The sequence below is a fragment of the Pedobacter sp. SYSU D00535 genome (assembly GCF_017355855.1).
Classification (GTDB): Bacteria; Bacteroidota; Bacteroidia; order Sphingobacteriales; family Sphingobacteriaceae; genus Desertivirga.
Genome location: NZ_JAFEWD010000011.1, coordinates 176,755 through 194,580, shown reverse-complemented (window position 1 = coordinate 194,580; position 17,826 = coordinate 176,755). Strand labels below are relative to the sequence as shown.

Here is a 17,826-nt window from a genome sequence, read left to right as displayed (position 1 = left end):
CCCCGTGAAGGGTAAAGACAAGTGAGTTGTCGCCGTTAAGTTTCTTGGTAAGAGCAGCACCAATGGCAACAGAGAGTCCCTGACCTAAAGATCCGGAAGCTACACGTACACCCGGCAAGCCTTCGTGAGTGGTAGGGTGACCCTGCAACCTGGAGTTCAGCTTGCGGAAAGAGGCAAGCTCAGCTACATCAAAATATCCGGAACGGGCAAGCACGCTGTAAAAAACAGGAGAGATATGTCCATTGGAGAGGAAGAAGAGGTCTTCGCCCTGGCCGTCCATATTGAACTCAGGCTTGTGCTTCATCACCTCGAAATAAAGGGCAACAAGGAAATCAGTACATCCTAAAGAACCACCCGGGTGGCCCGACTGGCAGGCATGTACCATTCGTACGATGTCTCTTCGTACCTGGGTGGCTACCTGGTTTAGTTTATTTATATCTGCGTTCATCTTGAAATCATTAGGGTTATTATTTACCGGCAGCTTTCGCGTGGTCAGCTAAGAATTGGGCTAATCCGTTATCCGTAAGCGGGTGCTTTAATAAAGCAGCAATAGCTGAAAGGGGAGCAGTGATTACGTCAGATCCAATTTTAGCACATTCAATAATATGCATTGGATGACGCACTGAAGCTGCAAGGATTTGTGTAGTGTATCCGTAGTTGTCAAAAATAGTGCGGATGTCTTCGATTAATGCAAGACCGTCAGTAGATACATCATCTAACCTTCCTACAAAAGGAGATACGTAGGTAGCACCAGCTTTTGCAGCAAGTAAAGCCTGACCAGCAGAGAAAACCAGCGTACAATTAGTTTTGATACCTTTCGAGGTAAAGTATTTAATTGCCTTCACTCCGTCTTTGATCATCGGAACTTTTACCACGATGCGCTCATGTAATTTAGCAAGTTCTTCACCTTCTTTAATGATCTCATCGTAAGTGGTAGCAATAACTTCCGCACTTACATCTCCGTCTGTGATGTCGCAAATAGCCTTGTAATGATTGATGACGTTTTCTTGCCCAGTGATGCCTTCTTTGGCCATCAAACTTGGGTTCGTAGTTACACCATCTAAAACGCCCATTTCGTGCGCTTCTTTAATTTGGGCAAGATTTGCGGTATCAATAAAAAACTTCATATTGTTTATTTAAGGTTAAAATAAATTGTCTTTTTGACACTTATAATTGATGGCTAAGATACATAATTGATCTTCAGATTAAAATAAATTTTAAAGATATCTCATCTGTCGCTTTTTGCCACTTTCCGATGCAACAAATGCACTAGTGCCAACGTTGGCATAAAGAAACGTAAAAAATAGTTTAGCAACAACTTTCCCAAATAAAAAAAGAACATATTCTGCAGCTTTTTTTCGGAAAAGTTTTTTTTGCAACCGATTGCATAAACCTTTTGCATTTTTTTATACCTTAGTTCCGTACTGGCTTGCAGCAAGACAAGACGAATGCCCGATGTATGAATCCTGAGAGAGAAGTTACCATATACGATATCGCCAAAAGCTTAAACATTTCAGCGGCAACTGTTAGCCGCGGTCTAAAAGACCATCCGGGCATAAGCAAAATAACAAAAAAGAAAATTTTTGATGCTGCAAAAGAAATGGGGTATCGCTTCAATTCTCTAGCGAGCAATTTGAGGAGACAGAGAACCAACACGATAGGAGTTATCGTTCCGCGTCTCAACAGTAGTTTCATGTCAGACGCCATTGCGGGGATGGAAAAGGTTGCCAATGATGCGGGCTACAATCTTATTATTAGCCAGTCGCTTGAAACCGTAAAAAAGGAAGTAGACAATGCTACTACCATGTTTAACAATAGGGTAGACGGACTACTTGTTTCCCTGGCCTACGATACGAAGAACATTAGTCACTTCGAACAATTCATAAACAAGGGTATCCCGGTTATTTTTTTTGATCGCGTATTCGAGCATAAAAAATGCCCGAACATCATCATTGATAATTACAAAGCCGGCTATGAAATAACCCGTCATTTAATTGAGCAAGGCTGTAAGCGGGTGCTGCACATATCGGGAAATCAGGCCCGAAATGTTTATGCTGAGCGATTCAGAGGGTATAAAGACGCGCTTTCTGATATGGGTCTTAGCTTTTCTGACGAGCTGTTGATCATAAATAATTTAAGTTCACAAGGGGGGGTGGAAGCGGCCGTTCAGATTTTGGAAATGGAAAAGCGACCGGATGCAGTTTTTGTAGCAAATGACAGTTGTGCTGTTTCCTGTATGCTGGAGTTAAAAAGACAGGGGATCAGGATTCCTGGGGATATCGCCTTCGCCGGATTTAATAACGATCCGGTGACCCGGGTAGTGGAACCAAATCTTACCACCATTAATTATCAGGGAGAAGAGATGGGTGAACTTTCCGCAAAAATTCTCATTGCTCACCTTAATAACAACCAGGACTTAACATTAACACATACACTTTTACTCAGACACCAGCTTGTTATCCGACCGTCTTCCGTGAAGCAGTAAAAAGCAGCGTCACCTCATTAAAATAACCATGAAAAAACTAACATTAAGCTTACTACTTTTTGTTCTCCTATGTCCATGGCTGCAAGCCGAGGATGGTTACAGACTTTGGTTGCGATATGATAAAGTCCAGGATGAGCAGCAATTGAAAACATACCGCAGTCAGGTACGAGAGCTTATTTTTCCTGCAACTTCTCAAACTGCAATGGCAGCCCGCGAGGAGTTAAAAGAGGGGCTCAGCGGCCTGCTGGGCTTTACCTTGCCGGAAAAGAGTTCGGTGACGCAAGACGGGGCCCTCCTGGTAGGAACTCCAACAAGCTCTCGGGCTATCGCCAGGCTGGCTTCCAATGAGACACTTAAAAAGCTGGGACCGGAAGGGTACCTACTTAAATCAGGAAAAGTAAATGGAAAGAACGTTACGGTTGTGACTGCAAATACTGATCAGGGACTGCTGTATGGGGTGTTCGCGCTTTTAAAAAGAATACAAATACATCAAAGTCTTAGCAGCCTGTCTGTTGAAGAAACACCAGCATTGAAAGTCCGTGTCTTGAATCACTGGGACAACCTGGACAGAACGGTAGAAAGAGGATATGCCGGTTTTTCATTATGGGATTGGCACCGTTTGCCCGATTATCTGGACCCGCGATACAAGGACTATGCACGGGCTAATGCCTCTATCGGTATCAATGGTACTGTTTTAACCAATGTAAACGCTAATGCGCAGGTGCTAACCAAAGAGTATTTGCAAAAGGTGGCTGCTCTGGCTAGTGTTTTCAGACCTTACGGGATAAAAGTATACCTAACAGCCAGATTTAGTGCGCCGATTGAAATTGGGGGTTTAAAAACTGCAGATCCCTTAAATGCGGAGGTGCGACTATGGTGGAAGAAGAAAGCCGATGAGATTTATACCTACATTCCGGATTTTGGTGGATTTCTGGTAAAGGCAAATTCAGAGGGACAGCCGGGACCGCAGAACTACGGGCGTAATCACGCTGACGGCGCAAATATGCTCGCTGATGCGCTTGCGCCCCATAAAGGAATTGTCATGTGGAGGGCGTTCGTGTACGATAATAACGTTCCTGAAGATAGGGCCAAGCAAGCCTATAACGAATTTAAACCTTTGGACGGCCAATTCAGGGAGAACGTGATGGTGCAGGTGAAAAATGGTGCAATAGATTTTCAACCACGAGAGCCCTTCCATCCTCTGTTTGGTGCTATGCCGAAAACACCTCTGGCAATGGAATTTCAAATTACCCAGGAGTACCTGGGCTTCGCCACCCACTTAGCCTACCTCGCCCCAATGTATGAGGAAACACTAAAGTCAGATACTTATGCCAGGGGAAAAGGTTCTACAGTGGCCAAGGTGATTGACGGTTCACTTGAGGATAAATCATTAACAGGAATGGCAGGGGTAGCAAATATTGGGAATGATATTAACTGGACGGGTCACCCTTTTGGTCAATCCAACTGGTACGCCTTTGGCAGACTTGCCTGGGATCCAGAGGCAAAGTCGGAGGATATTGCAGCAGACTGGCTCCGGATGACCTTCAATAATCAGGCATCTTTTATAAAAGCAGCACAGTCGATGATGATGATGTCCAGGGAAGCTGTGGTGAACTACATGACGCCGCTGGGTTTGCACCATTTAATGGGTTGGAGCCATCACTATGGGCCAGGTCCATGGATAAAAGACAAGCCACGTGCGGATTGGACTTCGGTATACTATCACAAGGCAGATTCTTTTGGTATCGGTTTTAACCGGACCTCGACGGGCAGCAAAGCGCTCTCTCAATACTTCGGCCCCGTTCAGGAGAAGTTCGAGAACATCAGCACCTGTCCCGAGGAGTTTTTGCTTTGGTTTCACCATGTCTCCTGGGACCATAAAATGAAGTCAGGGAGAACTTTGTGGGAAGAGCTTTGCTTTAAGTATAACCAGGGGGTGAACCAGGTTGAGCAAATGCAGGCGCTTTGGACGCAACAGCAAGGAAAGGTGGACAAAACGCGTTATGAGCAGGTAAAATCGTTTCTTGCTATTCAAAACAAGGAGGCTAAATGGTGGAGGGATGCTTGTTTGCTGTACTTCCAGCAGTTCTCAAAAAGGCCGATACCCGCTCAATACCCCAAGCCGGCGCATACACTAGAGTATTATCAGAATTTAGAGTTTCAATTTGTACCAGGAATTTAAGTTAACACAATTATAGAATGGGAAATAAGCGCACAGAGAAAGTTGCCATTGTTACGGGAGGAGCATCGGGGATAGGTTTGGCAATTGCTACAGAATTTGTAAAGAATAATATTTATACGATCATCATCGGGCGGGATCTGGAGAAGCTTGAAAAAGCGAAGGAAAGTTTGGGGGAACTTTGTGAAACGATCTCCTTCGACTTGGGCAACCTTTCCGGCATTCCTGCTTTGGTAAGTGACATTGCAACCCGGCACGGAAAGATAGACATCCTTGTGAACAATGCCGGTATCAATATGAAAAGGGAATTTTGGGACGTCACCGACGAGGACTTTATGAAAGTTCTTCAAACGAATGTCGTCTCTGTGTTTACTATTTCACGAGAGGTTGTGAAATGTATGCTTGAAGAGCAGCAGGGGGCCATTATCAACATCAGTTCGATGGCCGCACAGTACGGTATTCCTAAAGTAATTGCCTATACGGCTTCCAAATCAGCACTTGATGGAATGACAAAAGCGATGGCAGTAGAGCTTTCGCCTAAAGGAATTCGCGTGAACGCGATCGCTCCCGGTTTTATCGCCACCGATATGTCTGCGAAAGCCTTGAACAATGATCCGGAAAGAAAACAGAAAGTAATGTCGCGGACACCAATGGGTTACTTGGGAGAACCAGCGGACATAGGAACAGCGGCAGTTTTTCTGGTATCCGATGCTGCAAAATACATAACAGGAGTAGTCCTGCCGGTAGACGGAGGTAACTCTGTAGGTTTTTAATTTACTATATCTTATTGATCGGCCAGGTCCCTCTTGCTGGTTTTAATAGTCATAGGTGTCAGACAACCCAGTGTCTGACACTTTTTAGCCTTCCCACCCTCCCACGTATTTAGCGGATTTGTTTTCTAAATTTTATACACCTCAAGTGCCGTAAATTCAGAAGGCTGACGTAGTTATCTAAGCCGGATTGAAGTGGATATCGGCCAAAGCCTAAGGCCTGCAGGCGTATGAACGGAAAGCCGGGCGGACGATGATCAGGCTTCTGGCGTTCGCTTTCTAATAATTTATCCACTACTGCTGCCCTTAATTTCAAATAGTTAGGGTTTTGAGAGGGATTTGTGCTAAATTAGCTTAAGCTGCAGTTCTACCTGGCGGCGCTAACCAATTTGCATTCATGAGACCGCTATTTTTTTTGGGCACCTTATTATTTCTTTTTGTGCGTCTGAGCCAATCGCAGGGGCAGCCTTTGCAATATCAGTTTTCACACATCAAAACAACCAAGGGACTTTCGCATAATCAGGTAAACGCTATTTTAAAAGATAGCAGGGGATTTATGTGGTTTGGAACAATGGCGGGTTTAAACAGGTACGATGGGTATACGTTCAAGGTGTTCAGGCATAACCTACGTGATAGCAGCTCATTAAGCGATGACTATATCTCGAGTATCAATGAGGGCCCGCATGGAAAGCTGTGGATTCAGACCCGCAATGGCTTCAATGTGTACGATCCGGATACGGAGCAGTTTGACAGAAGACCAGAAATCTTTCTGGGGAAAATAGGTGTAAAAGGCCTGGCAGCAGGTATCAAAAAAGGTAGACGTGGGGATTTTTGGATTTTATCAAGTGTGGGATTGTACCGCTATCTGCCGCGAGAAAAGAAGACGACCTATTACTATCTTAAACATTCTGTCGGCCCGGGTGCCGCTGCTGTGACTGATGTAGCTGAGTCTAAGGATGGTTTCTTATGGATTTCGTATAGCGATGGAAGCGTTGAGCAGCTAAATCTCAGCACGCTGCGGATCGTTTTTAAAATGAGAGCCGGGAGCCAGGCCTCCCATAGTCTGTTCCTGGATAAGCAGGACAATCTCTGGGCTTACTCTACTGATAGTGCCTCTGGTGTGTATCATGTTAAGTCAAAGACCCGATCTGTAGAGCGATTCCACACCGGCAGTACCCGATTCAAACTGAGTACTAACATTGTAAACGGAATTTCGCAGGATGAAAAAGGGCTTATCTGGTTGGGAACCGACCACGGTGGTTTGAATCTGCTGAACCTTCGGACGAATACCGTTAAATATCTTCTGAATAAAGTGGACGACGAGAAAAGCTTGTCGCAGAACAGTATCAACGCTATTTATCGGGACAATACCGGAATTATGTGGGTGGGTACTTTTAAGAAGGGAATTAGTTATTACCATGAGAGTATCATCAAGTTTTCTTTGCACCGGCGGCAGGCTTCGAACTTAAAATCGCTTAGCTATGACGATGTGAACCGGTTTGTGGAAGACCGGAAGGGAAACTTATGGATCGGGACGAATGGAGGAGGGCTGATCTATTTCGACAGGGGCAATAATACTTATACGCAATACCGGCACCAACCCGGAAATCGAAACAGCTTGAGTAACGACGTTATTGTGGCTCTTTATATGGATCACGAAGATAAGTTATGGATAGGTACCTATTACGGCGGTTTGGACTGCTTTGATGGCAAGGTCTTTACGAACTATAAACATAGCGACAGTGATCCGGAGAGCCTGGCGGATAATAGGGTTTGGGAAATTCTCGAGGATTCGCAGCATAATTTATGGATAGGGACCTTGGCGAACGGTTTGGATTTGTTCGACAGGAAGCTGAAGAAGTTCAGGCATTTCAGGTATGAACAATATCGCGAGAACCAGTTTAACTCCGTCCAGTCTAACTACATACCTGCTTTAGTGGAAGACAAAGCGGGAAATCTGTGGATCGGCACGGCGATGGGGGTAGATGTACGGTTAAAGAAAAATGGGAAGTTTAAGCATTTTAACAGTACGAATGGCTTGAGCAACGACAACGTTATTTCGCTTTTGCAGGATTCAAGGGGGTTGATATGGATAGGCACCCGGGAAGGGTTGAGTATTTATGGTGCTGGCAAAGAGGAGTTTCTAAACCTGAGGGTAAGCGATGGCCTACCTAACAATACGATCCTTACCATTCTCGAGGACGCGAATAAGTCGATCTGGTTAAGTACACCCAGTGGTCTATCGAATATTAGTGTGACGAGAAGTTCCGAGGGTTATTCCTTTAGTTTTAAGAACTATGACGAGATGGACGGCTTGCAGGGGCGTGAGTTTAATGAGAATGCTGCGCTCAAAATGCGGACCGGCGAACTGGTTTTTGGAGGTCCGGGGGGCTTTAATATTTTCAATCCGAAGCAGATCAAAACTAATAAATTAGCACCCGCGGTGGTGCTAACGGATTTCCAACTCTTCAACCGTAGCGTTATCCCCGGCGAAAAAATTGATAACACGGTTGTCCTGGAAAAATCAATTTCAGCTACTAGCAAGCTGGTGCTGAATTATGATCAGGATATATTCTCGATTGAGTTTGCAGCACTAAACTTTTCCAACCCCGAGAAAAACAGGTACTCGTACATCCTGGAGGGATTTAATAACAAATGGCTTACTACTGATGGTACGTTGCGCAAAGCTACCTATACAAACCTCGACCCCGGTACTTATACCTTCCGCGTTCGGGCATCCAACGACAACGGAGTGTGGAATGAGGAAGGAGTAACCCTCCGAATAAAGATATTGCCGCCTCTCTGGCAAACCCCTACTGCTTATGTTCTGTACGTGTTAAGTGTTCTGGGTATGCTTTTCTATATCCGCCATCGCGGAATTATGAAGCTCAAAAACAAGTTTGCGTTGGAGCAGGAGCGGCAGGAAGCGCAGCGCATGCATGAGCTCGATATGATGAAGATTAAATTCTTTACCAACGTTAGTCACGAGTTCCGCACGCCGTTGTCGCTCATACTGGCGCCATTAGATAAGATTTTGAAGGAAACCGAGCGTCCGGAAGAGAAGCGGCAGTTTCAGCTTATTCAACGGAATGCCAAGCGACTACTGCACCTAGTAAACCAGCTTTTAGACTTCCGTAAGATGGAGGTCCAGGAATTGAAACTTCAGGCAAAAAAAGGAGATATCGTTCAGTTTATCCACGAAAGCTTCCAGTCGTTCGCGGATCTGGCAGAGAAGAAGAATATCCGGTTCACGCTACGGTCTGAGCTTAATTCATTTGTCACCAGCTTCGATCAGGACAAACTGGAACGGATCCTTTTTAATCTGCTCTCTAATGCTTTTAAATTTACTCATGAAGGTGGGGACATTGGTCTGGATTTACAACTGAAGCCTTCTCCGGGTGGATCGTCTATTCTACAGATTAAGATAAAAGACAGTGGGATAGGCATTCCCCTGGACAAGCAGGCGAAAATATTTGACCGCTTCTTCCAGAACGACGTGCCTGGTTCGATGGTCAACCAGGGAAGCGGCATAGGTCTGGCCATTACTAAAGAATTTGTAAATCTGCACAACGGGACTATTACGGTAGAAAGTGAACCCGAAAACGGAAGTTGCTTTACAATAGAAATTCCTGTTAAAGCCATCAGCGTGGTAAAAGAGGACCGACATTTAGTAGACGATAATGCACCCGACGTACACATGGACGTAGTGGATAAGCATCCGCGCTTTGATCATTTGCAAAAGAGGCCAACGGTCTTGTTAATTGAGGATAGTGAAGATTTCAGGTTCTATCTCAAGGATAACCTCCGGCAGTATTACAACATTATCGAAGCGTCTAATGGGAAGCTCGGCTGGAATAAAGCTTTGTCCTCTCATCCCGACCTCATTGTTTCTGATATCAGTATGCCGGAAATGAGCGGTATGGACTTGTGCCAGAAAATCAGGGGTGATAAGAGGACAAGCCACATACCGGTAATTTTGCTCACAGCTCTTTCGGGCGAAGATCAGCTATTGAAGGGTTTAGAGACTGGCGCTAATGATTATATGACCAAGCCATTCAATTTTGAAGTATTGCTTAGCAAAATCAGAAACTTGCTTGTGCAGCATGAGTCGCTTCGGAAAACTTTTCAGAAACAGATTGAGGCCAGGCCAGCAGAGATCGAAGTACAGTCAGCAGACGAGAAGTTTATTCAGCAGGCTTTGCAAATTGTAGAAAAGAACATTTCAAATCCTGAGTTTTCGGTGGAGGAGTTAAGCAGAGAGATGTGCATGAGCCGGGTGGCACTCTATAAAAAACTACTGGTAATAACTCAAAAATCACCCTTAGAATTTATCCGGTCAATCCGCCTGAAGCGGGCGGCCTTGCTATTAGAAAAATCACAGTTGACAGTGGCTGAGATTGCCTATGAAGTAGGATTCAATAACCCTAAGTACTTTGCAAAGTACTTTAAAGCGGAGTACGGAATGCTTCCCTCTTCCTACATAAAACAACAGAAGAATACCCCTCAGAAAGAGGAAATACCCTCATAGAAAGCTAAAAACGCCTGTTTTTCGGCCCATTTTCAAATGTTTACATTTCTATACCTAAATGTAAACATTTGAATACCTTTCGCTTTTTCTAACCTCCTTACTTTTACCTCTATGCCTTGCACAGCTGTTGTTGTGCTGGCACGTAACCAATTTTCAGCACCCCCCTCGGGGATTTTTTAACCAATTATGATAAGAAGGCTTTTCGTTGTTTCTGGAATTCTTTGTGGTGCAATTTTATCTAACCTACATGCACAAGTAGCTAACGTAAAGAAAAATAGCGATGGTATATCGGTGTCTATTCGCGATGGTCGGGAATCAGCTCCTCAAACAGTGAGGCTGCAGGTGATATCGGATAAAATAATTCGAGTTACATCTAGTCCTGATGATACATTCAGCAGTCGAAAAAGCCTGATGGTAGTGGACAGTATTAACGCCAGGCCGAGCTGGAATTATTCAGAAGGAAACGGCTTCGTTACCCTCCAGACGCCTCAGCTCCGGGCTACCCTCTCCTTAAGTAGCGGCGAAGTGACTTTCGTCGACAAATCAGGGAAAACCCTTTTAAAAGAACTTAAAAGAGATGCTTGTGCTTTCGTTCCGGCAACCTATTCCGGAGATGCTTTTTATCAATTGCAGCAGGCCTTTTTATCTGATCCCAATGAAGCTTATTATGGCTTGGGGCAGCATCAAAATGGTGTGATGAATTATAAAGGCAGGCAGGTGAGCTTGTCTCAGTACAACACAGAAGTGGCCATTCCAATGGTCATCTCCAGCAAAAATTACGGCATCTTGTGGGATAACTACTCCATCACCAAAGTGGGAGATGTGCGGGAGCCGCAACCGCTATCTACATTAAAGCTATATTCCGATAAGGGAGAACCCGGTTGGCTCACCGCGAAATACACGCAAACCAAAAGCAGCATTCCAGAGATTGTAAGAGCGGAGTCTGTAATCGACTATTCCTATCTGAAAGACATGAAGAATTTTCCGGACAGCTTTAAACTGGCAAACGGGAAGGTTCGCTGGGAAGGCTCGCTAGAGTCGCCCTACACCGGTCTGCATTACTTCTTCCTGAAGTACGCTGGTTATGCTAAAATCTGGCTGGACGGTAAATTGGTAACGGACAGATGGCGCCAGGCTTGGAATGCAGGGACTGTAGAAATCCCTTTTCACTTTGAGAAAGGAAAGAAATATCCGCTGGTGATCGACTGGAACCCGGACGGGGGGGAGTCGTACCTCGCATTAAAATGGCAAAGTCCTATTCCTGAAAATCTAAAAAATCAATTTGCTTTTCAATCTGAGGCAGGAGATCAGATCGACTACTACTTCATCGGAGGAAACAATATGGATGACGTTATTGCTGGTTACCGGACCCTGACCGGCCGCGCTCCTATCATGCCGAAGTGGGCCATGGGCTTCTGGCAAAGCAGGGAACGCTACAAGACGCAGGACGAAATCCTTACTACAGTAAAAACATTCAGAGACAGGAAAATCCCCATCGACAACATCGTGCTGGACTGGTCTTACTGGGCCGAGGATCAATGGGGCAGCCAGGAGTTTGATAAGACGAGGTTTCCGGATGCGGAGCAAATGCTTTCGGATTTACATAAGAAGTACAATACACAGCTCATGATTTCTGTATGGCCGAAGTTTTATGAGGGTATTGACACCTATAAAGACTTTGCTTCCAAGGGATGGCTTTTCACACGAAACATCCAAGATGGCAGGCGTGACTGGATTGGAAAAGGATATCATAATACTTTTTATGATCCATTCAACGAGAAAGCAAGGACAGGTTTCTGGACCCTGCTGAATAACAAGCTTTATAGCAAGGGTATTGATGCCTGGTGGTTGGATGCTACCGAGCCAGATATTCATTCAAATCTGGATGTAGACACCCGCAAGACAATCTACACACCTTCTTTAGGTTCCAGCGTACGCTATTTCAACGCTTTCCCGCTTCAAAATGCCAAAGCAATTTATGAAGGACAGCGTGCCGCCAATCCTAACAGCCGGGTGTTTATTCTTACGAGGTCATCCTACGGTGGTCAACAGCGCTATTCTGCTGCTACCTGGAGCGGCGATATCTCGAGCAGGTGGCATGACATGAAAGATCAGATCCCTGCGGGAATTAACTTCTCGTTATCAGGTCTCCCTTACTGGACGATGGATATTGGAGGATTTTCGGTAGAGAGAAGATATGAAAGAGCCCAAGGAGCCGACCTTGATGAGTGGAGAGAACTAAATACTCGCTGGTTTCAGTACGGAGCATTCACTCCCTTGTTCCGGGTTCACGGCCAGTTTCCTTTCCGGGAAATTTACAACATCGCACCAGAAGATCATGCGGCCTATAAAAGCATGTTGTTTTATAATAAGCTACGCTATCGTTTAATGCCCTACATCTACTCTCTGGCAGGCAAAACTTATCACGACAACTACACTATCATGCGTGGTTTGGCAATGGACTTTGGTGGCGATACGGCCGTAGCCTCTGTTGCTGATCAATTCATGTTCGGCCCTGCATTGCTGGTAAATCCAATAACGGAATATAAGGCGACAAACAGATCACTCTACCTGCCGGACGGCCAGGGATGGTACGATGCCTACACCGGGAAGTTTCTACAGGGTGGCAAGCGCATAGTTGCAGCGGCTCCTTATGAGCGCATGCCTTTATATATTAAAGCAGGTTCAATTATTCCGACCGGTCCAGAGATTCAGTACACTTCAGAAAAACCTGCGGATCCTCTCACTTTATACATCTACACAGGCCAGGACGGCAGCTTTGAATTATATGAGGATGAGGGTGTTAACTATAATTATGAAAAAGGTATATACTCTACCATCCCTTTTGCGTATAACGAGCGATCTAAGACTCTCACCATCGGAAGGAGAGCAGGTAGCTTTCCGAACATGCTAAAGAACCGCACATTCAATGTTGTCTGGGTTACACCTAAGAAAGGTGTAGCGCTGGATTTCAAACAAAGTAATATCAAAAAGACAGTAACGTATTCCGGAGAACAAATTGAAGTCAAAATGTAAACTGATCAATCAAATTATATAACCTAGAACAAACTGATATGGAAAGAACAATTACAAAAAGGAAATTACGGGTGCTGTTATGGGCGGTGGTTTCCATGATGTTGCTCAGTATTACCTCGTACGGGCAAGGTCGAAGCATTAGCGGGGTGGTCACCGGAGCGGCGGATCAGCAGCCGATCCCGGGTGTAGCCGTCAAGGTGAAGGGCACTAATATCGGCGTCAGCACCGACGTTAACGGCAGATACACAATTAGTGCAAAGTCCGGGGACGTACTAGTATTCAGCTCCATCGGCTATAGAACCACGGAGGTGCCGGTAGGGACGTCGAACACGGTGCAAGTATCCTTGGAGGAAGATGTGACGAACCTGAACGAAGTAGTGGTGGTAGGATATGGTACCATGAAGAAAACTGACCTGACCAGCTCTCAGGTGACAATTACTTCCGCTGAAATCGGAAGGACCGTTAACACCACGTTGGAGCAGGCGATCCAGGGCAGGGCAGCGAACGTTTACGTAACTGCTGGTAGCGGGCAGCCAGGAGCAGCTCCGCAAGTTCTAATCCGCGGCTTTAATTCTATTACCGGCGGAAACCAACCGCTATACGTTATCGATGGGGTACAAATCAGGCCAGATAACTCAGCCGGAACTATGAATGCTATAGCAGGAATAAATCCTGAAGACATAGAAACAATGAATATCCTTCAAGGGCCTTCGGCCACCTCGATTTATGGAGCTACGGGGGCCAACGGGGTGGTGCTTATTACGACCAAAAGAGGTAGAGCTGGTCAAACGAAAGTGAGCGCCAATACTTTGTGGACCATGCAGGATGTTCCTGACTTTATTCCGGTAATGAACTTACGTGAGTATGCTGAGTACCGGAACGCATATGCAGATGCTGGAAATGCTGCCCGCGAGCCCTTGTTTGCCGATCCGTCCGTCCTAGGAGACGGAACAAATTGGCAAGATGCCCTCTTCAGAAGAACTTTGCTTCAAAAACATTCACTTTCCCTGAGCGGTGGAACCGAAAAAACAACGTTCTACTTTTCTGGAGAGCATTTCAACCAGGAGGGAATTGTAGAAGGATCCGGCTTTAAACGCTATTCTGTTCGCTTAAATCTTGATAACCAAACCAGAGATTGGCTAAAAATCGGAACAAATCTCAGTGTGAATCAGACCGGTGAAATTGTAAATATCTCTAATTCAGATATTCTTAATCTGGCTGTTAGTCAAAATCCCTCTATACCAGTCACCAATCCTGATGGAAGCTGGGGAGGACCAACCACCACCCAGTTTCAATATACTAATCCATTGGCCTTAGCATCAATAAACGATAATCGAAACAGAGGACGTGCGTTCGTTGGTGGAGCGTATGCTGATATTCGTCTTTATAAAGGATTGGTGTTACATAACGAGGTTAATGGTAATTTAGGATACAATAACAATTATCGATTTAATCCTTCTTATCAATTTGGTGGCTATGTAAACGAGACAACAACCGGATCAAGGACTGCAAATAACAACTACTGGTATAACTTCCATACACGGTTACAATATGAAACGTTGCTTGGAAAACACAGCATTAATGCGATGGTGGCCCATGAATCACAAGAATGGGGAGCGGAAGGTTTATCAGGAGCAAGAAACGGATGGATTACAAATACAAATCAGGAACTGGTTGGAGGAAATACCGAGGGTGCTACTAATTCGAGTAGCCGTTCCCACGGAGCGCGCGACTCCTATTTCGGAAGATTAAACTACGTTTTTAATAATCGATACATCGCGCAATTCACCTATCGCGCTGATGGCTCTTCTCAATTTGGGCCTGATAGACGATGGGGATACTTTCCAGCAGCTTCTGTTGCATGGAGGATTTCGCAGGAGAATTTCATGAAGCCTTTAACTGCAGTTAACGATTTGAAATTGCGGTTTGAATACGGACTATCAGGTAACTCGGGAGGAAGCGGCTACTTCGCTGGTCTTCAGGCTGTGCCCACACCTTGGGGAAGCGGCTTTTTGGCTGCAAACTTTCCCAATCCGGTGTTAGGATGGGAAACATCGAAAACTGCAAACGTAGGTTTTGATCTCTATATGTTCAACAGCAGGTTAGAGGTAATTGCAGATGCATATGTGAAAGATATTGAGGATTTATTAACAATCAATCAGTATCCCTACTATACAGGCGGGGACATCTCTTACTCTCCCGGCTATATCCAGTTCCCTACTTCCAATATAGGGGCCATGAGGAATAGAGGTTTTGGGGTAACAGTCAATAGTGTCAATATCAAAAAGAAAAATCTTGAATGGCGTACCAGCTTCAATTTTTCAATGGATAGAAATAAGGTGACCGAACTTTACAGTGACAATGGTATTAATACCGTTTACGAGGCATCTCAACTTCAAACCTCTACGAGAGTAGGCCAACCCGCAGCTCTTATCACTGGATATATCGTTGAGGGCTTATTTCAGGATCTCGCTGATATCCAAAATCACGCTATCCAAACTCCTACTGCCACTCACAGGATTGATAAGCAAACCGGAACATGGGTAGGAGACATTAAATTCAAAGATTTGAATGATGATGGATTTATCAATGAGCAGGATAGAACAGTAATTGGTAATCCTTTTCCAAAGTTTACCTATGGATTCAACAACGCCCTTACCATTGGAAACTTTGATCTTAACTTATTCATCATAGGCGCACAAGGCAATGACGTTTATAATTTTACTCGCTATGAGAATGAAAGGCCCAACGGCAGAGGTGTTGGAAGTAACTATTACAAAACGGTAAGTAATTTTGCCCGAGTAGTAGAAGAAACTGACGGAAGCGGGAATATTACCAACGCTTATCTGGCAAACCCTGGTACTAATATTCCCCGAATTGCTCCTACTTCTGATCCTAACGGAAATAACAGAGCTAGCCAGGCCTTTGTTGAGGACGGTTCTTACTTAAGATTGAAGAATATTTCTTTAGGTTACAGCGTTCCCAAGAGGTTTTTAGCTAAAGCCCCGTTCCTGGGTGGCCTTAGGGCAGCAATTAATGTTCAGAACCTGTTTACAATTACTAAATACAAAGGTTACGACCCGGAAGTAGGTATGACCCCACAGGGAGGAACTTTAGTTGTAGGTGTTGACCGCGGAAGATATCCTTCAACCAGAATGTATTCATTTAATTTAACCGCTGACTTCTAAAAATATTTTATGAGATCGCTATATAGGTATTTAACCCTTGCAATAGCATTTTTTGCTATCCAGGGATGTAAAGATGATTTTCTAGACAGACCGCCACTTGATCAGCTTACTGATGCTAACTTTTACAGAACTGAACCAGAGCTACTTGCGGCTACCGCTCCTTTATACAACATTGTATGGTTTGATTATAATGATAAAGCAGCCCTGGCCTTTGGTGATGCCCGAGGGGGGATAATGCAATCCAACGACAGGCAAGCTTTTTACCAATTTTCTGTACCTGCAACTGATGTGAATACTCTGCTGCCCGCTTATAAGTCGTTCTACAAAATAATCGGACAAAGCAATATTACTATTGACAACGTGAATCGCTATGCCACGAACGTACCTGACGCGGCAAAAAGAAGGGCGATTGCTGAGGCCCGTTTTATGCGGGGCTTGGCTTACTACTATCTGGTGATGAACTGGGGTGCTGTTCCGATTATTTATGACAACACCACCCAAATGGCCGACCGCAATATCAGGAGGAATACGCCAGAGAGTGTGTGGCAGTTTATCATTCGGGACTTGAAGTATGCTGCTGAAAATTTGGGGCCAGCTCCTGTTCAGCAGGGACGACTTACCAAATGGTCTGCAGAAGGTATGCTGGCAAGAATGTATCTGACAAGATCAGGCCTGGGACGTTCTCTCGGTAACCGTAACCAAAGCGATCTGGACAGCGCAAAGCTCCTGGCTGGAAGCGTTATTAAAAATAGCCCTCACGAGTTGTTGCCGACTTATGTGGACTTATTCGTTAGTGCAAATAACAACAGTTCAAATAACAATAAGGAAAGTTTATTTGCATTACAATGGATGCCAATACGTGAGCCTTGGGGTATAAACAATTCTTTCCAGGCGTACATGGCTTTTAATCCAAGTGTTACAGGGACCGGAGATGGTTGGGGAGCCGCACAGGGAGCTTCAGCAAATATGGTTAAGTACTTTCAGGATAATCCTCGGGATTCAATAAGGAGAAAAGCTACTTTTATGTTTGATCAGGATGTGTATCCTGAGTTGAATCGAAAAGCAGGGGGAACAAAGTTTACTGCTACTAACATTTCAAATATCAAAAAGTACATTATTGGTACTCCGGAAGATAATGGTGGAAAGGGTGGGTTCATGACCGCCTTTATCAATACTTATATGCTCCGGCTAGCAGAGGTTTATCTGATTTATGCTGAAGCTATTCTTGGAAACGCTGCTTCAACATCTGATTCCGAGGCGCTTAAGTATTATAATGCGGTGCGTAAGCGGGCAGGTATGCCAGAAAAGACAACTATTACTTTCATGGATATCTTTCAGGAAAAGAGGGTAGAAACAGCAATGGAAGGTACGGCCTGGTATGATATTGTCAGGTGGTCATATTTCGACATGCCCGGGGCCTTGAAATACATAGCCGAGCAGGATAAAGGAACTTACACGGTCACTTATGTTCCAAACTCTAACCCTCGCAGCTATAATTTCACATACACCAGTGAATTTTACCCGGCAACAGCTGAAACGATGATGCTACCCCTGCCTGAGGCTGAAAAGGTAAATGCTCCGAGCTTATTACTTGATCCAGTTCCATTTGATTTCAGTAAGTTAAAAGATTAAACGATTTC

8 protein-coding genes and 1 pseudogene are annotated in these 17,826 nt (G+C 44.8%); 7 read left to right on the top strand and 2 right to left on the bottom strand.

The window, feature by feature from the left end; all coding sequences use genetic code 11:
• Window positions 1-448: pseudogene (locus J4N23_RS17745) on the bottom strand (transketolase); the annotation flags it as partial.
• Window positions 449-467: 19 nt separating this feature from the next.
• Window positions 468-1,127, bottom strand: coding sequence for a fructose-6-phosphate aldolase (fsa, locus tag J4N23_RS17740; protein WP_207429171.1), 660 nt, complete (start codon window positions 1,125-1,127; stop codon window positions 468-470).
• Window positions 1,128-1,459: 332 nt separating this feature from the next.
• Between fsa and J4N23_RS17735 the strand changes: the two genes are divergently transcribed.
• The 7 genes from J4N23_RS17735 (at window position 1,460) to J4N23_RS17705 (ending at window position 17,818) form a co-directional block, all read left to right on the top strand.
• Complete coding sequence (locus J4N23_RS17735) at window positions 1,460-2,485, top strand: LacI family DNA-binding transcriptional regulator (RefSeq protein ID WP_207429170.1); 1,026 nt, start codon at window positions 1,460-1,462, stop codon at window positions 2,483-2,485.
• A 28-nt stretch (window positions 2,486-2,513) separates the two neighbouring features.
• The gene (locus tag J4N23_RS17730) at window positions 2,514-4,667 is read left to right on the top strand and encodes an alpha-glucuronidase family glycosyl hydrolase (RefSeq protein ID WP_207429168.1); all 2,154 of its coding nucleotides are present in this window, start codon (window positions 2,514-2,516) and stop codon (window positions 4,665-4,667) included.
• Window positions 4,668-4,684: 17 nt separating this feature from the next.
• Complete coding sequence (locus tag J4N23_RS17725; protein ID WP_207429167.1) at window positions 4,685-5,437, top strand: SDR family NAD(P)-dependent oxidoreductase; 753 nt, start codon at window positions 4,685-4,687, stop codon at window positions 5,435-5,437.
• 394 nt (window positions 5,438-5,831) lie between these two features.
• Window positions 5,832-9,962, top strand: a complete 4,131-nt coding sequence (locus J4N23_RS17720) for a hybrid sensor histidine kinase/response regulator transcription factor (RefSeq protein WP_207429166.1) — start codon at window positions 5,832-5,834, stop codon at window positions 9,960-9,962.
• Between the two features lie 186 nt (window positions 9,963-10,148).
• A complete protein-coding gene (locus J4N23_RS17715) occupies window positions 10,149-12,998 on the top strand; it encodes a TIM-barrel domain-containing protein (protein WP_207429165.1) in 2,850 nt (949 codons plus the stop codon).
• A 38-nt stretch (window positions 12,999-13,036) separates the two neighbouring features.
• Window positions 13,037-16,186 (top strand): TonB-dependent receptor, encoded by a 3,150-nt coding sequence (locus tag J4N23_RS17710; protein WP_207429164.1) that lies wholly within the window; start codon window positions 13,037-13,039, stop codon window positions 16,184-16,186.
• A 9-nt stretch (window positions 16,187-16,195) separates the two neighbouring features.
• Entirely contained in the window at window positions 16,196-17,818 is a 1,623-nt protein-coding gene (locus J4N23_RS17705) for a RagB/SusD family nutrient uptake outer membrane protein (RefSeq protein WP_207429163.1), read from the top strand.
• The last annotated feature ends 8 nt before the right edge of the window (window positions 17,819-17,826 follow it).